General features: G+C 68.9%; 21 protein-coding genes. 11 read left to right on the forward strand and 10 right to left on the reverse strand.

The window, feature by feature from the left end; genetic code table 11:
- Nucleotides 1–52: 52 nt before the first annotated feature.
- The 6 genes from RT051_RS04795 to RT051_RS04820 all read right to left on the reverse strand — a co-directional run bounded on the left by RT051_RS04795 (nucleotide 53) and on the right by RT051_RS04820 (nucleotide 7,598).
- On the reverse strand, nucleotides 53–1,177 hold the full coding sequence (locus RT051_RS04795; RefSeq protein WP_313072737.1) for a serine hydrolase: 1,125 nt from the start codon (nucleotides 1,175–1,177) through the stop codon (nucleotides 53–55).
- A 116-nt stretch (nucleotides 1,178–1,293) separates the two neighbouring features.
- Nucleotides 1,294–2,832 (reverse strand): 2-isopropylmalate synthase, encoded by a 1,539-nt coding sequence (locus RT051_RS04800; protein ID WP_313072740.1) that lies wholly within the window; start codon nucleotides 2,830–2,832, stop codon nucleotides 1,294–1,296.
- Nucleotides 2,833–3,041: 209 nt separating this feature from the next.
- Complete coding sequence (gene pssA / locus RT051_RS04805) at nucleotides 3,042–3,872, reverse strand: CDP-diacylglycerol--serine O-phosphatidyltransferase (RefSeq protein ID WP_313072744.1); 831 nt, start codon at nucleotides 3,870–3,872, stop codon at nucleotides 3,042–3,044.
- Nucleotides 3,873–4,048: 176 nt separating this feature from the next.
- Entirely contained in the window at nucleotides 4,049–5,116 is a 1,068-nt protein-coding gene (gene ilvC / locus RT051_RS04810; protein WP_409520546.1) for a ketol-acid reductoisomerase, read from the reverse strand.
- A 4-nt stretch (nucleotides 5,117–5,120) separates the two neighbouring features.
- Nucleotides 5,121–5,612 carry an acetolactate synthase small subunit gene (ilvN, locus tag RT051_RS04815; RefSeq protein WP_313072752.1) on the reverse strand — a complete coding sequence of 164 codons (492 nt, stop codon included), beginning with the start codon at nucleotides 5,610–5,612 and terminating at the stop codon, nucleotides 5,121–5,123.
- A 195-nt stretch (nucleotides 5,613–5,807) separates the two neighbouring features.
- Nucleotides 5,808–7,598 carry an acetolactate synthase 3 catalytic subunit gene (locus RT051_RS04820; RefSeq protein WP_313072756.1) on the reverse strand — a complete coding sequence of 597 codons (1,791 nt, stop codon included), beginning with the start codon at nucleotides 7,596–7,598 and terminating at the stop codon, nucleotides 5,808–5,810.
- Nucleotides 7,599–7,888: 290 nt separating this feature from the next.
- Here RT051_RS04820 and RT051_RS04825 point away from each other — a divergent pair, with 290 nt between their 5' ends.
- The 6 genes from RT051_RS04825 (at nucleotide 7,889) to RT051_RS04850 (ending at nucleotide 11,471) form a co-directional block, all read left to right on the forward strand.
- Nucleotides 7,889–8,458: an RNA polymerase sigma factor gene (locus RT051_RS04825; RefSeq protein WP_313072848.1), complete on the forward strand. Its 570-nt coding sequence runs from the start codon at nucleotides 7,889–7,891 to the stop codon at nucleotides 8,456–8,458.
- The gene (locus tag RT051_RS04830) at nucleotides 8,455–8,910 is read left to right on the forward strand and encodes a DUF3619 family protein (RefSeq protein WP_313072761.1); all 456 of its coding nucleotides are present in this window, start codon (nucleotides 8,455–8,457) and stop codon (nucleotides 8,908–8,910) included. The genes RT051_RS04825 and RT051_RS04830 overlap by 4 nt, the downstream gene beginning before the upstream one ends.
- Nucleotides 8,911–8,990: 80 nt before the next feature.
- The gene (locus tag RT051_RS04835; RefSeq protein ID WP_313072764.1) at nucleotides 8,991–9,821 is read left to right on the forward strand and encodes a DUF3106 domain-containing protein; all 831 of its coding nucleotides are present in this window, start codon (nucleotides 8,991–8,993) and stop codon (nucleotides 9,819–9,821) included.
- Between the two features lie 61 nt (nucleotides 9,822–9,882).
- The gene (locus RT051_RS04840) at nucleotides 9,883–10,458 is read left to right on the forward strand and encodes an RDD family protein (RefSeq protein ID WP_409520545.1); all 576 of its coding nucleotides are present in this window, start codon (nucleotides 9,883–9,885) and stop codon (nucleotides 10,456–10,458) included.
- Nucleotides 10,451–10,864 (forward strand): diacylglycerol kinase, encoded by a 414-nt coding sequence (locus RT051_RS04845; protein WP_313072769.1) that lies wholly within the window; start codon nucleotides 10,451–10,453, stop codon nucleotides 10,862–10,864. The genes RT051_RS04840 and RT051_RS04845 overlap by 8 nt, the downstream gene beginning before the upstream one ends.
- A complete protein-coding gene (locus RT051_RS04850; protein ID WP_313072774.1) occupies nucleotides 10,857–11,471 on the forward strand; it encodes a TIGR00730 family Rossman fold protein in 615 nt (204 codons plus the stop codon). Before RT051_RS04845 ends, RT051_RS04850 begins: the two co-directional genes overlap by 8 nt.
- A 20-nt stretch (nucleotides 11,472–11,491) precedes the next feature.
- Here RT051_RS04850 and RT051_RS04855 read toward each other — a convergent pair whose 3' ends face one another.
- Nucleotides 11,492–11,830, reverse strand: a complete 339-nt coding sequence (locus RT051_RS04855; RefSeq protein ID WP_313072778.1) for a P-II family nitrogen regulator — start codon at nucleotides 11,828–11,830, stop codon at nucleotides 11,492–11,494.
- A 321-nt stretch (nucleotides 11,831–12,151) separates the two neighbouring features.
- Here RT051_RS04855 and RT051_RS04860 point away from each other — a divergent pair, with 321 nt between their 5' ends.
- The gene (locus RT051_RS04860) at nucleotides 12,152–13,348 is read left to right on the forward strand and encodes a GNAT family N-acetyltransferase (protein WP_313072781.1); all 1,197 of its coding nucleotides are present in this window, start codon (nucleotides 12,152–12,154) and stop codon (nucleotides 13,346–13,348) included.
- 5 nt (nucleotides 13,349–13,353) lie between these two features.
- Here RT051_RS04860 and RT051_RS04865 read toward each other — a convergent pair whose 3' ends face one another.
- Entirely contained in the window at nucleotides 13,354–13,854 is a 501-nt protein-coding gene (locus RT051_RS04865; RefSeq protein ID WP_313072784.1) for a chemotaxis protein CheW, read from the reverse strand.
- 172 nt (nucleotides 13,855–14,026) lie between these two features.
- Nucleotides 14,027–14,560, reverse strand: a complete 534-nt coding sequence (gene ppa, locus RT051_RS04870; RefSeq protein ID WP_313072788.1) for an inorganic diphosphatase — start codon at nucleotides 14,558–14,560, stop codon at nucleotides 14,027–14,029.
- 140 nt (nucleotides 14,561–14,700) lie between these two features.
- Between ppa and RT051_RS04875 the strand changes: the two genes are divergently transcribed.
- The 4 genes from RT051_RS04875 to RT051_RS04890 all read left to right on the forward strand — a co-directional run bounded on the left by RT051_RS04875 (nucleotide 14,701) and on the right by RT051_RS04890 (nucleotide 18,492).
- Nucleotides 14,701–16,134, forward strand: a complete 1,434-nt coding sequence (locus RT051_RS04875) for an aldehyde dehydrogenase family protein (RefSeq protein WP_313072791.1) — start codon at nucleotides 14,701–14,703, stop codon at nucleotides 16,132–16,134.
- Between the two features lie 75 nt (nucleotides 16,135–16,209).
- Nucleotides 16,210–17,352: a GTP 3',8-cyclase MoaA gene (moaA, locus tag RT051_RS04880; protein WP_313072794.1), complete on the forward strand. Its 1,143-nt coding sequence runs from the start codon at nucleotides 16,210–16,212 to the stop codon at nucleotides 17,350–17,352.
- Between the two features lie 23 nt (nucleotides 17,353–17,375).
- Complete coding sequence (mobA, locus tag RT051_RS04885; protein ID WP_313072798.1) at nucleotides 17,376–18,008, forward strand: molybdenum cofactor guanylyltransferase MobA; 633 nt, start codon at nucleotides 17,376–17,378, stop codon at nucleotides 18,006–18,008.
- 157 nt (nucleotides 18,009–18,165) lie between these two features.
- The gene (locus RT051_RS04890) at nucleotides 18,166–18,492 is read left to right on the forward strand and encodes a thioredoxin family protein (RefSeq protein WP_313072801.1); all 327 of its coding nucleotides are present in this window, start codon (nucleotides 18,166–18,168) and stop codon (nucleotides 18,490–18,492) included.
- 248 nt (nucleotides 18,493–18,740) lie between these two features.
- Here the strand turns inward: RT051_RS04890 and rnhA are convergent, their stop codons facing one another.
- Nucleotides 18,741–19,190 carry a ribonuclease HI gene (rnhA, locus tag RT051_RS04895; protein WP_313072805.1) on the reverse strand — a complete coding sequence of 150 codons (450 nt, stop codon included), beginning with the start codon at nucleotides 19,188–19,190 and terminating at the stop codon, nucleotides 18,741–18,743.
- Between the last annotated feature and the right edge of the window lie 5 nt (nucleotides 19,191–19,195).

Below are 19,195 nucleotides of genomic sequence, written 5' to 3' on the forward strand. Positions count from 1 at the left end.
GGCGCCGTTGTGTTTGCGGGCAAGCGCCGCGTGCCCTCGGGGCCGGGCCGCGTCAGCGGCGAAAGCCCGTGGCCGCGCCGGCCCCGGCGTGCAGCATGCGCCCGCCGGCGTTCTGCAGGCCTTCCACCCACGAGCGCACGCGCTCGGCATCGCCCAGGCGGCTGAACTTGCCGGCGGAGTCGAGGAACACCATGATGACCTTGCGCCCGGCCACCTCGGCCTGCATGACCAGGCAGCGCCCGGCCTCGGAGATGTAGCCGGTTTTTTGCAGCCCGATGTCCCACGACGGGCTCTGCACCAGCCGGTTGGTATTGCGGTACTGCAGCACGCGCTGGCCCACGGCCACCTCGTGCCCCGGCGAGGTCGACAGCTCGCGCAGCAGCGGGTCGGCGTGCGCCACGTTGACCAGGGCCGCCAAGTCGTGGGCACTGGACTGGTTCAGGCTGGACAGGCCCGTGGGCTCGACGTAGCGCGTGTCGGTCATGCCCAGCAGGCGGGCCTTGGCGTTCATGCGCTCGACGAAGGCCGACATGCCGCCGGGATAGGTGCGGCCCAGCGCATGGGCAGCGCGGTTCTCGCTGGACATGAGGGCCAGGTGCAGCAGTTCGCCGCGGCTGAGCGTGCTGCCCACGGCCAGGCGCGAGCCGCTGTGCTTTTCCGTATCCACATCGTCCTGCGTGATGGTGATGAGCTCGTCCATGGGCAGGTGCGCCTCGGAGATCAGCAGGCCGGTCATCAACTTGGTGAGCGAGGCGATCGGCAGCACGGCGCGGTCGTTCTTGCTCAGCAGCACCTCCTTGGTGTCCTGGTCGATGACCAGGGCCACGCTGGATTTGAGGTCGAGCGGGTCGGAGACCTTGTGCAGCCCGGCCATCTGGCCGAAGGACAGGCGCGCAGGCACTGCCGCAACAGCCGCCACCGCGGCGGCGCGCACCGGCGCACGGGCGCTGCGGGAAGCCGTGCGCGTGGCGCCGGCCGTGGCCTTGCGCGGCGTGGCACGCGCAGACGCCGCAGCCGGGCGCTTGGCCACCACGGCGCTGCTGGCCTGCTTCTTGGCAGGCTGGGCGCCCTTGCCCTTGGGGGCCGCCTGCGCCGCCGGGACCGACAAGGCTGCTGCGATGACGGACAGCCCTACCACACGGGTGAGACGGGCGGCGATGCGAAGTTGCACAGGCATCAGGGGCTCCAAACGAAAAAACTGTGCGCGAGTGTACGAAAACCAGAAAATCCGCGCAAGATCAAGGCCTTGCACGGATTTATTGTCAAGTTGCTTGAACTTTAGAGCTGCCGGTTTCAGCCCTGCGCCGCCACCCGCTCGCCTTTGTATTGCAACTTGTTCAAGGCGCTCAAGTATGCCTTGGCCGAGGCCACCACGATGTCGGGGTCGGCCCCTACGCCGTTGACCACGCGGCCCGCGCTTTGCAGGCGCACCGTCACCTCGCCCTGGCTCTCGGTCGAGCCGCTGATGGCGTTGACCGAGTACAGCACCATCTCCGCGCCGCTCTTCACGTGCGCCTCGATGGCCTTGAGGGACGCGTCCACCGGGCCGTTGCCGCCCGCGCTGCTGCGCACCTCGCGGCCCTCGGCCGTGAAGACGATCTCGGCGTGCGGCTGCTCGCCGGTTTCGCTGCGCTGCGACAGCGACACGAAGCCGAACTGCTCGTGGGCGCCAGCCAGGCTTTCGTCGTTGAGCAGCGCCAGGATGTCCTCGTCGTAGATTTCGCTCTTCCTGTCGGCCAGCTCCTTGAAGCGCGCGAACGCCGCGTTGATGTCGGCTTCGCTCTCCAGCTCCGCGCCCAGCTCTTGCAGGCGCTGCTTGAAGGCGTTGCGGCCCGAGAGTTTGCCCAGGACGATCTTGTTGGCGCTCCAGCCCACGTCCTCGGCACGCATGATCTCGTAGGTGTCGCGCGCCTTGAGCACGCCGTCCTGGTGGATGCCCGAGGCATGGGCAAAGGCGTTGGCGCCCACCACGGCCTTGTTGGGCTGCACGATGAAGCCCGTGATCTGGCTGACCATGCGGCTGGCAGCGACGATGTGCTGGGTGTCGATGCCCACGTCCAGGCCGAAGTGGTCACGCCGCGTCTTGACGGCCATCACCACCTCTTCGAGCGAGCAGTTGCCCGCACGCTCGCCCAGGCCGTTGATGGTGCATTCCACCTGGCGCGCGCCGCCGATCTTCACGCCGGCCAGCGAGTTGGCCACCGCCATGCCCAGGTCGTTGTGGCAGTGCACGCTCCAGACAGCCTTGTCGCTGTTGGGCACGCGCTCGCGCAGCGTCTTGATGAAGTTGCCATACAACTCGGGAATGGCGTAGCCCACGGTGTCGGGCACGTTTATGGTGGTCGCGCCTTCGGCAATCACGGCTTCGATCACGCGGCACAGGAAGTCCGGGTCGCTGCGGTAGCCGTCCTCGGGGCTGAACTCGATGTCCTGCAGCAGGTTGCGGGCGAAGCGCACGGACTGCTTGGCCTGCTCCAGCACCTGCTCGGGCGTCATGCGCAGCTTCTTTTCCATGTGCAGCGCGCTGGTGGCGATGAAGGTGTGGATGCGCGCACGGTTGGCGTCCTTGAGCGCCTCAGCGGCGCGGGCGATGTCGCGGTCGTTGGCGCGCGAGAGCGAGCAGATGGTCGAATCCTTCACCGCGCGGGCGATGGCCTGCACGCACTCGAAGTCGCCGTTGGAGCTGGCGGCAAAGCCGGCCTCGATCACATCGACCTTCAGGCGCTCGAGCTGGCGTGCGATGCGCAGCTTCTCGTCGCGCGTCATGCTGGCGCCGGGCGACTGCTCGCCGTCGCGCAAGGTGGTGTCGAAAATGATGAGTTTGTCTGCCATGGTGTGCTCCTGATGGGTGGGTGGACCCGCAGCGTGGAAAGTGTCTGGCGCCCAAAACAAAAAGGCCCGCTGCGGGTGCATACGGGCCTTTGAAGTACGAAAAGCGTGCGCGCGCGCTCTACCTTCTCCGCCCGAAGGGGGTTAGCAGTAGGGCCAGGGCACGGTTTTGCATGCGCGAAAATGTAGCACACATCGCAGGTGCGCCGCCGTCAGTCGTGCAGCCCGCGCTCGTCGGGCTCGTCGGTGGAGGTGCTGATCACGCTGGTGTGCTGGCCCTTGGCGCGGCGCCAGGCATAGACGGCGTAGCCCGACAGGCCGTAGAGCACGAAGACGCTGAAGAGCACGCTGGGCGGGTCGATGTTGATCACGGCGATGGCCAGGGCGATCAGCACCACGGCAGCAAACGGCACGCTTTTCTTCATGCGAACGTCCTTGAAGCTGTAGAACGGCACGTTGGTCACCATGGTCAGGCCGGCGTACAGCGTGAAGGCAAAGGCGATCCACGTCACCGTGCTCCAGGCCAGCCAGCCGTCCTCACCGGGGCGCACGCCGGCATCCGTCATCAGCCAGATGAAGCCGGCCACCAGGGCGGCGGCGGCGGGCGACGGCAAGCCCTGGAAATAGCGCTTGTCCACCACGCCGGTGTTGACGTTGAAGCGCGCCAGCCGCAGCGCCGCGCAGGCGCAATAGACGAAGGCGGCAAACCAGCCCCAGCGCCCCAGGCCCTGCAGCGCCCACACATAGGCCACCAGCGCCGGGGCGGCGCCAAACGACACCATGTCGGAGAGCGAATCCATCTGCTCGCCAAAGGCGCTGGCCGTGTTGGTCATGCGCGCCACGCGGCCGTCCAGGCTGTCCAGCACCATGGCGCAGAAGATGCCGGCCGCGGCCAGGTCGAAGCGCCCGTCCACAGCCATGACGATGGCGAAGAAGCCGCCAAACAGCGCCGCCAGCGTGAACAGGTTGGGCAGGATGTAGATGCCCTTGCGGCGTTTGCGCACCAGCACGCCACGCTCGTGCGCCGCCTCGTCTTCATGCATGAAAAAGTCCTTGAGCCCGCGTCACTGCGCGTCTTGTAGCTATTGTTTTGGTGGTTTCTGGCAGAGCCTTCCGCCGCAGAGCCGGAAGTGTAGCCGCCTTGCCGGCACGCAAAAAAGGCCACGCGGGGGTGGCCTTGGGGTGCTTGCATGGCGCGGCCGGCAGGCCGCGCGGGGCATCAGTTGCGCGACTGGTCCACCAGCTTGTTCTTGGCGATCCAGGGCATCATGGAGCGCAGCTTGCCGCCGACCTGCTCGATGCTATGGTCGGCCAGGTTGCGCCGGCGCGCCGTCATGCTGGGATAGTTCAGGCGGCCTTCCTGGATGAACATCTTGGCGTATTCGCCGTCCTGAATGCGCTTGAGCGCATTGCGCATGGCGCGGCGCGACTCTTCGTTGATGACCTCGGGGCCCGTCACGTACTCGCCGTACTCGGCGTTGTTCGAGATCGAGTAGTTCATGTTGGCAATGCCGCCTTCGTAGATCAGGTCCACGATGAGCTTGAGCTCGTGCAGGCACTCGAAGTAGGCCATCTCGGGGGCGTAGCCGGCTTCCACCAGCGTCTCGTAGCCCATCTTGATCAGCTCGACGGCGCCGCCGCACAGCACGGCCTGCTCGCCGAACAGGTCGGTCTCGGTCTCTTCCTTGAAGCTGGTCTCGATGATGCCGGCCTTGCCGCCACCGTTGGCCATGGCGTAGGACAGGGCCAGGTCACGCGCCTTGCCCGACTTGTCCTGGTGCACGGCCACCAGGTGCGGCACGCCGCCGCCCTGGGTGTAGGTGTTGCGCACGGTGTGGCCCGGGGCCTTGGGAGCGACCATCCACACGTCCAGGTCGGCGCGCGGCACGACCTGGTTGTAGTGCACGTTGAAGCCGTGCGCGAAGGCCAGCGAAGCGCCCTGCTTGATGTTGGGCTCGACGTTGTTCTTGTACACGTCGCCGATCTGCTCGTCGGGCAGCAGGATCATGACTACGTCGGCTTCCTTGACCGCCTCGTTCACTTCCTTGACCGTCAGGCCGGCCTTGCCCACCTTGTCCCAGCTGGCGCCGCCCTTGCGCAGGCCGACCACGACCTTCACGCCGCTGTCGTTGAGGTTTTGCGCGTGGGCGTGGCCCTGCGAGCCGTAGCCGATGATGGCCACGGTCTTGCCCTTGATCAGGGAGAGGTCACAGTCCTTGTCGTAGAAAACTTTCATGTCTGAATTGCTCCGGTTGAAATTCTGTAGAGGTCGGGGGAAAGCGGGAATTGTCCTACACGCGCAGGATGCGCTCGCCGCGGCCGATGCCGCTGGCACCCGTGCGCACGGTTTCCAGGATGGCGGTGCGGTCGATGGCCTGCAGGAAGGCGTCGTTCTTGGACTGGTCGCCCGTCAGCTCGACGGTGTAGCTCTTTTCGGTCACGTCGATGATGCGGCCGCGGAAGATGTCGGCCATGCGCTTCATCTCCTCGCGCTCCTTGCCCACCGCGCGCACCTTGACCATCATCAGTTCGCGCTCGGTGTAGGCGCCTTCGGTCAGGTCCACCACCTTGACGACTTCGATCAGGCGGTTGAGGTGCTTGGTGATCTGCTCGATCACGTCGTCGGAGCCGGCGGTCTGTATCGTCATGCGCGACAGCGAGGGGTCCTCGGTAGGCGCCACGGTAAGCGACTCGATGTTGTAGCCCCGCGCGGAGAACAGGCCCACGACGCGCGACAGCGCGCCGGCTTCGTTCTCGATCAGAACGGCAATGATGTGTTTCATGGGTGCGGATTCCTCTTTTTGCGACGACAGCACGATCAACAAGTGGTCGCAGAAAACTGTCGTTTTTCGCTGCCCTCCCCTGGCGCCGGTAAGCGCCAGGCTTGGCAGGCAATAGATTCGTCGAAATGAACGCTATCTAAAAAGATAGCTGAAAGCCCTTGCCAGACAAGGGCCACGGCCTGATTTGCCTGCGGCTCAGAGGTCTTCCGACCCGAGCAGCATCTCGGTGATGCCCTTGCCCGCCTGCACCATCGGGAACACGTTCTCGGTGGGGTCGGTGCGGAAGTCCATGAAGACCGTGCGGTCCTTCAGCTTGCGCGCCTCGCGCAGCGCGGGCTCCACGTCCTGCGGGCGCTCGATCAGCATGCCCACGTGGCCGTAGGCCTCGGCCAGTTTGACGAAGTTGGGCAGCGCGTCCATGTAGCTGTGGCTGTAGCGGCCGGAGTATTCGATCTCCTGCCACTGACGCACCATGCCCAGGTAGCGGTTGTTCAGCGACACCACCTTGATCGGCGTGTTGTACTGCAGGCAGGTGGACAGCTCCTGGATGTTCATCTGCACCGAACCTTCGCCGGTGATGCAGAACACCTCAGACTCTGGCTTGGCCAGCTTGATGCCCATGGCGTAGGGAATGCCCACGCCCATGGTGCCCAGGCCGCCGGAGTTGATCCAGCGGCGCGGCTCGTCGAAGCGGTAGTACTGCGCGGCCCACATCTGGTGCTGGCCCACGTCGGAGGTGACGTAGGTGTCCACATCCTTGGTCATGTTCCACAGCGTCTCGACCACGTGCTGCGGCTTGATGACCTCGGTGTTGCCGCGGTCGTACTTCAGGCAGTCGCGGCTGCGCCAGGCTTCGATCTGGTCCCACCAGGCGGCCAGAGCGCCGGCGTCGGGGCGCGTGGCGGTCTCGCGGATCATGGAGATCAGCTCGGTCAGCACTTCCTTCACGTCGCCGACGATGGGAATGTCCACCTTCACCCGCTTGGAGATCGACGAGGGGTCGATGTCCACGTGGATGATCTTGCGGTCGTTCTGCGCGAAATGTTTGGGATTGCCGATCACCCGGTCGTCGAAGCGCGCGCCCACGGCCAGCAGCACGTCGCAGTTCTGCATGGCGTTGTTGGCCTCGATGGTGCCGTGCATGCCCAGCATGCCGAGGAACTTGCGATCGGAGGCCGGATAGGCGCCCAGGCCCATCAGCGTGTGCGTGACCGGATAGCCCAGCATGTCCACCAGCGTGCGCAGCTCGGCGCAGGCGTTGCCCAGCAGAATGCCGCCGCCGGTGTAGATGTAGGGACGCTTGGCGTTCAGCAAGAGCGCCAGCGCCTTGCGGATCTGGCCGGCGTGGCCGCGGCGCACGGGGTTGTAGGAGCGCATCTCCACGCGCTCGGGGTAGCCCTCCCAGGCGGTCCTGCGAAACGACACGTCCTTGGGGATGTCCACCACCACCGGGCCCGGGCGGCCGGTGCGCGCGATGTGGAAAGCCTTCTTGAGCGTCACTGCCAGATCGCGCACGTCCTTGACCAGGAAGTTGTGCTTGACGATGGGGCGGGTGATGCCGACGGTGTCGCACTCCTGGAAGGCATCCAGCCCGATGGCGGGCGTAGGCACCTGGCCGGAGATGATGACCATGGGAATCGAATCCATGTAGGCCGTGGCGATGCCGGTGACCGCGTTGGTCAGGCCGGGGCCCGAGGTCACCAGGGCCACGCCCACGTCACCCGTGGCGCGCGCATAGCCATCGGCCGCGTGCACCGCCGCCTGCTCGTGGCGCACCAGCACGTGCTGGATGCTGTCCTGCTTGTACAGCGCGTCGTAGATGTAGAGCACGGCCCCGCCGGGGTAGCCCCACATGTACTGCACGCCTTCGGCCTGCAGGGCCTTGACGAGGACCTCGGCGCCCATCAGTTCCTGGGCGGGTTCGGGGGGGGTGTTGCTGCGTGCGGCAGCGGCTGCCGATGCGAGTTCGGCCTTGGAGATTTCCATGATCAACCTTTGCGATTTTCTCTGACGAAAAACCTTGGGTGCCCCTTGCACGTGCTCTTGTGGAGCCGGTTCGGGACTTGAGGCCTCGGCCATGGACGCCAGGAGTGCTGCGCCGGACCGGGACCCGTTTGCCTTGTGTCGGACCGGCGATTATTGCACTGCAATATGGCACCGGCCGGACTGTGACGAAATATTTTTGCCGGGTGCCATAATTGGCAGCTTCGTCCACCCGGGGCCCCGTCGCCCGCCCCGCCCTCTTTTTCTTGCCCCGGCAGCGGGGCCTGCTGCCATTGGCCACCGAGCAAGAGCTGTCCGATTTCCTCAAGAGCGTGGAGCGGCGCGCCTTCAAGCGCACGTACTACCACGTGCGCAACGAGGAATCGGCGCTGGACATCGTGCAAGACAGCATGATGAAGCTGGCTGAAAACTACGGCGACAAGCCGGTGGCCGAACTGCCCATGCTCTTCCATCGCATCCTGGGCAACACCACGCTGGACTGGTTCAGGCGCCAGAAGACGCGCAACGCGCTGTTTTCCAACCTGGGCGACTTCGAAGGCCCGGACGGCGAGGGCGGCGATTTCGACCTGCTCGAGATCCATGCCGGCCCGCCCGAGGGCGAACCCAGCCAGAGCGCCGAAGACGTGGTGCGGCGCCGCCAGGTCCTCAAGAACATCGAAACCGAGGTCGAAGCCCTCCCTCCCCGTCAACGCGAGGCGTTTTTATTGCGTTACTGGGAGGAACTGGATGTATCCGAAACCGCTGCCGCCATGGGCTGCTCCGAAGGCAGCGTCAAGACCCACTGCTTTCGGGCCGTGCAAGCCCTCAGCCGGGCACTGAAAGCCAAAGGAATCTCCCTATGACCCCCGCCGAACCGACCCGCGACGCCTCCCTCGCCATGGACGCCTACGCCCGCCGCCTCGCCGCGCGGCTGAACGAGACGGGCGACGACCTGCCCCACGACATCACCGAGCGCCTGCGCGCCGCCCGCATGCAGGCCCTCGAGCGGCGCCGGCGCCCGCAAGCCCAGGCCGTGCTGCAGCCCGTCTCCAGCCTGTCGCTGCTGTACGCCGGCGCGGCCGCCTCGGGCAGCGGGGGCGACGGGCGCGGCGGCTGGTGGCGAGCCCTCGCGTCGGCCGTGCCGCTCACGGCGCTGCTGGCGGGCCTGGTGTTCATCAACCTCTCACACGAGCAGGTGCTGGGCAGCGACGGCTCGGATGTGGATGCCGCCCTGCTCGCCGACGACCTGCCGCCCTCGGCCTACGCCGATCCGGGCTTCGTGCAGTACCTGCGCAGTCCCGGTCAGAATCACTGACCTGCCGCCGACGCGCGCCTGTGCAGGCGCGCGCCCTGAAATTCCAGCGACTGTCCCCTCGCGCCCGTTTCCGCCGCTGCATGCATCTCCCGCCCCCGCCACGCTCCGCCACCCTGCTGCCCGCCTTCGTGCTGGCCATCGCCCTGCTCGGCGGCTTCGCGGTGACGGGGGTGCGCGTCCTGGGCGCCCTGCGCATGGTGCCCGGCACGCCGGTGCCCGCCGAGGTGCTGGCCGATGCGCGCCTGCGGCTGCAGAGCGGCGACCGCTCCCTGCTGGCCCTGCTGGAGGCACACCCGCCCTGGAGCGAGCTGACCACCGCGCAGAAGGAAGCCCTCTACCCCCTGGCCAATCGCTGGAGCGTGCTGAGCGAGGCGCAGAAGCGCCGCTGGCTGCAGATGGCGGCCGGCTTCCATGCCCTGGCGCCGGAGGAACAGGCCCGGCTGCTGGCCCGCCTGACCGACTGGGCCAGCCTGAGCGCGCAGCAGCGCAGCCAGGCGCGCCTGAATTTCGCCGCGGCCGCCGCCGTGGTGGCGCCTGACGCCCGGCGCGCCCGCTGGGAGGCCTACCAGGCCTTGAGCGACGAGGAGAAGCGCCGCCTGGCGGTCAAGGCCGTCAAGCCCGCCCCCACGGGCGCCGCACCGGCCGCCCATCCACCGCTTGCCAGAAAGCTCGCACGCGTGCCCGCGGCCAACAACGCCCCGGCCACCGTGCCCAATCCACCCAAGATCGCGCGGCCCGTGGAGCCCCACGTGCCCCAGGCGCTGCCCGTGCCCGCGCCGGTTGTGGTAGAAACCAGGCCCGTCGAGATTCCCTCGGCCCGGCCCCAGCCGCTGCCGCCACTGCCTGCCGACGAGCCGCAGCAGCGCGAGCCGGTCAGCGGCAGCATGGAGCCGCTGCACCCCCCGCAGTGAGCGCACCCTGGCGCACCCGCCCCTGAGGAGGCGCGCCTTCTTCGTTGCACCCCGACACCGCATGCCCGCATCCCGACTCCAGGGGCCGCCGCCACCCTCCCCTGCAGCCACCATGCCGCCGCTGATGGCGCCGCCCCTGCGCCGGCGCATGGCCTGCTGGCTCTACGAGGGCATGCTGATGTTCGGCGTGGTCTTCATCGCCGCCTATCTGTTCGGTACGCTCACGCAGACGCGGCACGCGCTGGACAACCGGCACGCGCTGCAGGCCTTCCTGTTCCTGGTCTTCGGGATCTACTTCACCTGGTTCTGGTCGCGTGGCCACACGCTGGCCATGAAAACCTGGCACATCCGCGTGGTGGACCGCACCGGCCGGCCGCTGAGCCAGTCCCGCGCGCTCGGGCGTTACGTGCTGAGCTGGCTATGGTTCCTGCCGCCGCTGGCCGCCGTGGCGCCGTTCGACCTGCCGGCCGGCGAGACCGCCCTGCTGCTGGCCGGCTGGGTGGCGGTGTGGGCACTGCTCAGCCGCTTCCACCCCGAGCGGCAGTTCCTGCACGACGCCCTGGCCGGCACGCGGCTGGTGCACCACGAGGTGGGCCCGCGCAGGCCGCGCAAACGCCAGGCCGGGCCCCATGCCTGAACCCGCGATGGACCGCGCCGACGCCGCCGCGCAGCACAAGCGCCGCACCGGCCTCACGCGCCTGCTGCACGCCACGCGCCACTCGCTGCAGGGCCTGGCCGATGGCTGGGCCGAGAAGGCCTTCCGGCTGGAGGCCTGCCTCGCCTTCCTCCTGCTGCCGGCCAGCCTGTGGCTGGGGGATGGGTGGGTGCAGACCGCGCTGCTGGCAGGCACCGTGCTGCTGGTGCTCATCGTGGAGCTGCTCAACTCCGGCATCGAGGCGGCCATCGACCGCATCGGCCCCGAATGGCACGAACTGTCGCGCCGCGCCAAGGACATGGGCAGCGCCGCCGTGCTGCTGAGCCTGCTGCTGTGCGGCGGCACCTGGGCCGCCGCCCTCCTCCAAAGGATTGCCTCGCATGGCTGATATTTCCACCCCTGCCTCCCCCGCTTTTTCCGTCTGCGTGTATCTGGGCTCGCGCCCCGGCAGCAATCCGCGCTTTGCCGAGGCGGCCACCGCTGTCGGGCGCTTCATTGGCCGCCACGGCGGGCAGCTCGTCTATGGCGGCGGGCGCAGCGGCCTGATGGGCACCGTGGCCGAGGCCACGCGCCTGGCCGGCGGGCGCGTGGTGGGCGTGATCCCGCAGTCGCTGGTCGACAAGGAGCTGGCCAACCACCTGTGCGACGAGCTGCACATCGTGCAGACCATGCATGAGCGCAAGGCCATGATGGCCGAGCGCAGCGACGCCTTTGTCGCCCTGCCCGGGGGCATCGGCACGCTGGAGGAGCTATTCGAGGTCTGGACCTGGCGCCAGCTCGGCTACCACGACAAGCCCGTGGGACTGCTCGACGTCGATGGCTACTACGGCGCGCTGCTCCAGTTCCTGCAGCACAGCATCGAACAGGGCCTGATGGGCGAGTGGCAGATGGGGCTGGTGCACACCGGCACCGATGTCGATGCCCTGCTGGCCACCCTGGTTGAGGAGGCGGGCGGCCCGGACCGCCCCCGGCCGCCGCTGCGCAGCGTGATCTGAGAGGCTGAACAGGCTGCGGGTCAGACTGCCGCGTCGTCGAGCTCGCCGGTGCGGATGCGCACCACGCGCTCGACCGGGCTGATGAAGATCTTGCCGTCGCCAATCTTGCCGGTGCGCGCGGCCGCCACGATGGCGTCCACGCAGCGCTCCACGTCGGTGCCGCGCACCACTACCTCGATCTTCACCTTGGGCAGGAAGTCCACCACGTATTCCGCGCCGCGGTAGAGCTCGGTGTGGCCCTTCTGCCGCCCGAAGCCCTTGACCTCGGTCACCGTCAATCCCGTCACGCCGCACTCGGCCAGCGCCTCGCGCACCTCCTCGAGCTTGAAGGGCTTGATGACGGCGGTGATCATGTGCATGGCGAAAAACTCCTGGCGGGAACGCCCGCGCTGCGTGGGCAGACAGGGCTGGTAAGGGTGGTGGCTGAATACCGGGGCGCCCGATTATGCGCGCGCCATCCCCTTGCCTGGCCGGGACCTGCGCTTATCCCCGCCAGCCCTGGACAGGTCTGTGGACAACTTGCGCATGCCGCTGTACTTGGCACGCAAGTGCTTGATCTGTCTCGAACCACTTGGTATTGCCTCATTTTTGTGCAATGCAGCCCCGCGTTCCCGCACGCCGGCAGCAGGCGTCGGCCCTCCCTATCATGGACGGTCGCCCCGTCCTGTCCAAGGAGACCCATGCCCCCGCCCCGCCTGCCCGCGCAGGAGCCAACCGCCCCCGCCTGTGAGCTGCACCTGGCCGGCGACGCCGACGAGCTCGACGCCGCCGCCTGGGATGCGCTGCTGGCCACCCAGCGCCAGCCCACGCCCTTCATGCGCCACGCCTACCTGGCGGCGCTGCAGGCCAGCGGCAGCGCCACGCCGCGCAGTGGCTGGACGCCGGTGTACTTCACGCTGCGCCGGGGCGGCGCGCTGCGGGCGGCCTGCGCGCTCTACCTCAAGACGCATTCGCGCGGCGAATACGTCTTCGACTGGGGCTGGGCCGATGCCTACGCCCGCCACGGCCTGGCCTACTACCCCAAGGCGGTGCTGGCCGTGCCCTTCACTCCCGTGCCAGGCACGCGGCTGCTGGCCACCGACGAGGCCGCGCGCGCCACGCTGCTGCAGGGGCTGCTGGCCTGGGCGCGCGAGCAGGAGCTGTCGTCGCTGCACCTGCTGTTTGGCGCCGACGAAGACCTGGCCGCGGCGCAGGCCGCGGGTCTGCTGCTGCGGCACACGGTGCAGTTCCACTGGCGCAATGCGCGGCCGGACGGCGGCGGCGCGTTCGCCGACTTTGCCGACTTCCTTGCCAGCCTGTCGCAGGACAAGCGCAAGAAGATCCGCCAGGAGCGCCGCCGCGTGCAGGAGGCGGGCGTCACTTTCCGCGTGCTGCGCGGGCGCGAGATCGGCGCGCCGGACTGGACGTTCTTCTACCGCTGCTACGAGCGCACCTATCTGGAGCATGGCAACGCCCCCTACCTGACGCCCGACTTCTTCGCCCGCATGGCCCGCGAGCTGCCCGAGCCCTGGGTGCTGTTCATCGCCGAGCGGGCGGGCACGCCGATCGCTGCCAGCCTGGTGGCCGTCGAGGGGCAGGTGGCCTACGGCCGCTACTGGGGGGCGCTGGAACGCGTCGATTGCCTGCACTTCGAGGCCTGCTACTACCAGCCGCTGCAGTGGTGCATCGCCCAGGGCGTGCAGCGCTTCGAGGGCGGCGCGCAGGGCGAACACAAGATGGCGCGCGCCCTGCTGCCCGTGCAGGCCAGCAGCGCGCACTGGCTGGCGCACCCGGCGTTCGCCGATGCGGTGGAGCGTTTCCTGGAGCGGGAGGGCGCGGCGGTCGAGGGCTACCTGCAGGAGCTGCAGGGGCGCAGCCCCTTTCGCCGGCCGGGCTGAACGAATCAGCCGTGGGCGACGGCCTTGACCAGGCCCATCTCGGCGCCGCTCAGCAGCGAGGCGATGTCCACCACGATCAGCATGCGCTCGCCGGTGGTGGCGATGCCGCGCACGAAGGCCGCGTCCATCGGGCCCTGGAACTGCGGCGCCGGCTTGATGGCGTCGGCCGGCAGCGCCACCACGTCGGCCACCGCGTCCACCACCGCGCCCAGCACCGTGCCACCCACGTTCAGGATGATGACCACGGTGAACGAGGTGTACTCGGCCGGGCAGCCGAGCTTGAGCCGCAGGTCCACGATGGGGACGATGACCCCGCGCAGGTCGATCACGCCGCGGATGAACTCGGGCGCGTGCGCCATGCGCGTGGGCTGCTCATAGGAGCGGATCTCCTGCACGCGCAGGATGTCGATGCCGTACTCCTCCTGGCCCAGGCGGAAGGTGAGGTACTCGGCAGCGGGCGCGGCAGGCGCTGCCGCCGAGGGGCGCTGGGAGAAGGAAGTCGTCATGGCGTGGGCTCCTGCAATCGCTTTTCTGGGCGGCAGCATAGCAGCTGGCAGTTACCGATGCTGACAATTGGCCGCCGCCTGCTGGCGGGCGCGGGCGGGTCGCCCTTCAAATCATAAGAAAATAGGGCGCCAGCCCGCGCCCTGCCTTGGGTTGTTGCTCTCTTTTTCGAGATCAGGCCTGTGCCTTGTGGCTGGCCGCGCCGTCGGTGATTTCCTTGTGCGCGGCGTCGATGCCTTCCCAGCCCAGCACCTTGACCCACTTGCCTTCTTCCAGGTCCTTGTAGTGCTCGAAGAAGTGGGTAATCGACTTGATCAGCGCGGGATTCACGTCGTCCACGCTCTTGAGGTGCTCGTAGGCCTTGAGGATCTTGACCGTGGGCACGGCCAGCACCTTGCCGTCCACGCCGGCCTCGTCCTCCATCTTGAGCATGCCCAGGGCGCGGCAGGGCACGACCACGCCCGGCTGCAGCGGATAGGGGGTCAGCACCAGCACGTCCACCGGGTCGCCGTCGCCCGACAGGGTCTGCGGCACGTAGCCGTAGTTGCAGGGGTAGCGCATGGAGACGGTGAGGAAGCGGTCCACGAAGACGGCGCCCGAGTCCTTGTCCACTTCGTACTTGATGGGATCGGCCTCGGCCGGGATCTCGATCACGACGTTGAAAGTTTCGGGCAGCTTGGAGCCGGGCGTGACGTTGTTGAGCGACATGGTTGGGTTCTGGATGAATGGAAACAGGGCGCGCACGCAGGCGGCGCGGCCCGGGATTTTAGGCTCAGGCCCTTGCACGCGGCTTGCAGCCGGCGCCAAACGGCCGGCAATCTGCGCGCCGCTGCCGCACAATCGCGGCCATGCAGCTCCACTACATCGCCAATGCCGGCGTGGCTTCGTCCTCCGGGCGCACCATCGCCATGATCGACCCTTCCGACGGCCAGCCCTTCGACGAGATCCAGCGCGGCACGGCCGAGGACATCGACGCCGCCGTTCACGCCGCGCGCGAGTGCTTCGACAGTGTCTGGAGCCGCATGGCGCCGGCCGAGCGCGGCCGGCTGCTGCAGCGCCTGTCGCTGAAGATCACCGAGCATGCCGACGAGCTGGCGGCGCTGGAGCAGCGCGACTGCGGCAAGCCCACGCGCCAGGCGCGTGCCGATGCCCTGGCGCTGGCGCGCTACTTCGAGTTCTATGCCGGGGCCTGCGACAAGCTGCACGGCGAGACCATTCCCTACACCGACGGCTACAGCGTGCTGACCTGGCGCGAGCCGCATGGCGTCACAGGCCACATCGTGCCCTGGAACTACCCCATGCAGATCTTCGGGCGCTGCGTGGGCGCGGCGCTGGCCGCGGGCAACGTCTGCGTGGTCAAGCCCGCCGAGGATGCCTGCCTGTCGCTCTTGCGCGTGGCGCAGCTGGCCGCCGAGGCGGGCTTTCCGGCCGGGGCGCTGAACATCGTCACCGGCTACGGCCACGAGGTGGGCGACGCGCTGGCGCGCCACCCCGGCATCCAGCACATCAGCTTCACCGGCAGCCCGAAGGTCGGCACGCTGATCCAGCAGGCCGCCGCCGAGCGCCACTGCCCGGTGACGCTGGAGCTGGGCGGCAAGAGCCCGCAGATCGTCTTTGCCGATGCCGACCTGGACGCGGCCGTGCCGGTGCTGGTGAGCGCCATCATCCAGAACGCCGGCCAGACCTGCTCGGCCGGCTCGCGCGTGCTGATCGACGCCATGATCTACGAGCCCCTGCTCGAGCGCTTGGGGTCCGCCTTCGAGGCGCTGCGCGTGGGCCCGGCCGCCATGGACCTGGACGTGGGCCCGCTCATCCGCCAGAGCCAGCAGCAGCGCGTGTGGGACTTCCTGTCGGACGCGCAAGTCGCCGGCATCCCCCTGGTGGCCCAGGGCACGGTGGTGGACGAGGCGCCCGAGACCGGCTTCTACCAGGCCCCCGCCCTGCTGCGCGACGTGCCGCCGCAGCACCGCCTGGCGCAGGAAGAAGTCTTCGGCCCGGTGCTGGCCGCCATGCGTTTCGACGACGAGGACCACGCCGTGCAGCTGGCCAACGGCACGCGCTACGGCCTGGTCGCCGGCGTCTGGACGCGCGACGGCGCGCGCCAGCTGCGCATGGCGCGGCGCCTGGCCTCCGGGCAGGTGTTCATCAACAACTACGGCGCCGCCGGCGGCGTGGAGCTGCCGTTTGGCGGCGTCAAGTCGAGCGGCCACGGGCGCGAGAAGGGCTTCGAGGCGCTCTACGGCTTTACCACCCTGAAGACGGTGGCCATACGCCACGGCTGACGGGCGCAGGCCGCGCCGCGCGCGGCAGAGTCCCCAGCCATACCCCTACCGGGGGCATGCGTCACAATTTGCGCCATGGCTGAACGTGTCATCCCGCTGGTGGACCAGCGCTCCCGGGCCCTGACGCCCCCCGTCCCCGCCCCCGGCGCCGCCGAGCGCGCCACGGGCGAGCTGTTCGACACCCGGGCGCGGCCCCTGCGCGACCTGCGCATCAGCGTCACGGACCGGTGCAACTTCCGCTGCGGCTACTGCATGCCCAAGGAGGTGTTCGACAAGCACTACCGCTACCTGCCGCACAGCGACCTGCTGAGCTTCGAGGAGATCACCCGCGTGGCGCGCCTGTTCATGGCGCATGGCGTGCACAAGATCCGCCTGACCGGTGGCGAGCCGCTGCTGCGCAAGAACCTGGAGCGCCTGGTCGAGCAGCTGGCCGCGCTGCCCACCGTGGACGGCCGCGCGCCCGACCTCACGCTCACCACCAACGGCTCCATCCTGGCGCGCAAGGCCCGCGCGCTCAAGGACGCGGGCCTGTCGCGCGTCACCGTCAGCCTCGACAGCCTGGACGACGCGGTCTTTCGGCGCATGAACGACATGGACTTTCCCGTGGCCGACGTGCTCGCCGGCATCGAGGCCGCGCAGGCTGCGGGCCTGGAGCGCATCAAGGTCAACATGGTGGTCAAGCGCGGCACCAACGACCACGAGATCACCGCCATGGCGCGGCGCTTTCGCGGCACCGGCATTACGCTGCGCTTCATCGAATACATGGACGTGGGCGCCACCAACGGCTGGCGCATGGACGAGGTGCTGCCCTCGTCCGAGGTCATCGCCCGCCTGCAGGCCGAGCTGCCGCTGGTGCCGCTGGCCGCCAGCACCCCCGGCGAGACTGCCAAACGCTGGGGCTGGGCCGGCGCCGACGGCCGGCACGACCCGGCGCTGGGCGAGGTCGGCGTGATCAGCAGCGTCACCCAGGCCTTCTGCGGCGACTGCAACCGCGCGCGCCTGTCCACCGAGGGCCGGCTCTACCTGTGCCTGTTCGCCAGCCAGGGCTGGGACCTGCGCACGCTGCTGCGCGGCGGCGCCACCGACGCGCAGCTCGAGGCGGCCATCGCCGCCATCTGGCGCCAGCGCAGCGACCGCTATTCCGAGCTGCGCGCCAGCCTGCCGCCCGAGGCCGGCGGCGGCGGGCGCCGCATCGAGATGAGCTACATCGGCGGCTGACGGCCGCCGCCAGGGCGCTTGCCATGATCGACTCCCAAGACATCACGGCCCTGGTGCTGGCCGGCGGGCGCGGCTCGCGCATGGGCGGCGTCGACAAGGGCCTGCAGCCCTTTCTCGGCACGCCGCTGGCGCTGCACGCGGCGCGGCGTATCGCCCCGCAGGTGGCGGGCGTGATGTTCAACGCCAACCGCCACCTGCACAGCTACGCTGCCTGGGATCTGCCCGTCTGGCCCGACGCCCAGGCCGATTTCGCCGGGCCCCTGGCGGGCTTTGCCGCGGGGCTGGCGCACTGCCCCACGCCCTGGCTGCTCACGCTGCCGTGCGACACGCCGCTGTTTCCGCCCGACCTGGCCACGCGCCTGGCGGCCGCCGCGGCCCAGGCCGGCGCGCCGCTGGCCATGGCGGCGGCGCCGGACGAGGCCGGCGAGCCACGCATCCACGCTGTGTTCTGCCTGCTGCGCACCACGCTGCTGCCGGATCTGGAGCGCTTCATCGCCGCGGGCGGGCGCCGCGTGCAGGAATGGACGCGCCAGCACGGCCCGGCCGTCGCCACGTTCAACCGCCCGGACGACGACGCACGGGCTTTTGCCAATGCCAATACCCTGGAGGAGCTGCGGGCGCTGGAAATGCTGGCGCGGGGGCAGCATGGCGGCTGACGGCGTGGACACGTCGAGAATCTCAAGCTGTGACCCGGGCGGCGCTGGCCCCCACCCCGGCCCTCCCCCAAAGGGGGAGGGAGAGGGGAAAAGGCCTGTAGCCCTTGTCAGGCCTTGATCACCTGCTATAAAAAACGATTTTCACCAGGAGAGCCCCATGCCCTACGCCGCCACCCACCTCGCCACCCCGCCCACGCGCGAAGCCGTTGACGCCCTCAAGGGCCAGGCCGTGCTCGAGTTCGGCACGGCCTGGTGCGGCCACTGCCAGCGCGCGCAGCCGCTGATCGAGCAGGCGCTGCAGCCCCGCGCCCAGGTCGAGCACATCAAGGTGGAGGACGGCCCCGGCCGGCCGCTGGGGCGCAGCTACCGCGTCAAGCTGTGGCCGACGCTGGTCGTGCTGCGGGACGGCCAGGAAGTGGCACGCGTGGTGCGGCCGCAAACGGCGCAGGAATTGGAAGAGGCGCTGGCGGCGCTGCAGGCATAAGCGGCGGACGCCCCCCTCTTGCCCCCTCCTCCTCTGGGGGAGGGCCGGGGTGGGGGCCAGCCCCGGCTCGTCCTTCAGCCTTGCCCCTGACCCCCGGCTGCCTCCCCCTCTCCCGCTAGCGGGAGAGGGCCGGGGTGAGGGCGCCGGGCGCGGGCGCTGCGCCTGAACGCCCCCTCACCCCTACCCTCTCCCCCTGAAGGGGGCGAGGGAGCGAAAAGCCAGCATCCGTGGGAATGAGAAGCGGCGCCTCACACCCCAGCCAGCACCTGCTCCACCCCCCGGTTGGCCAGCTGATCGGCCCGCTCGTTGCCCGCGTCCCCCGCGTGGCCGCGTACCCAGTGCCAGTCGATCTCATGCCCCGCGCCATGCGCCAGGCCGTCGAGCTGGCGCCACAGCTCGGCGTTCTTCACCGGCTGGCCGCTGGCGGTGCGCCAGCCCTTCTTCTTCCAGCCGTGGATCCACGAGGTGATGCCCTGGCGCACGTACTGGCTGTCCAGGTACAGCTGCACGCGGCAGGGCCGCTTGAGCGCGGACAGCGCCTGGATGACCGCCATCAGCTCCATGCGGTTGTTCGTCGTTTCGCGCTCGCCGCCAAACAACTCCCTGGTCAGGTCGCCCGCGCGCAGCAGCACGCCCCAGCCCCCAGGGCCGGGGTTGCCTTTGCAGGCGCCATCGGTATAGATCACCACTTCGGTCAAGAACA

The sequence above is a fragment of the Melaminivora sp. genome, from assembly GCF_032059615.1.
In the GTDB taxonomy this organism is placed as follows: Bacteria; Pseudomonadota; Gammaproteobacteria; order Burkholderiales; family Burkholderiaceae_C; genus Melaminivora.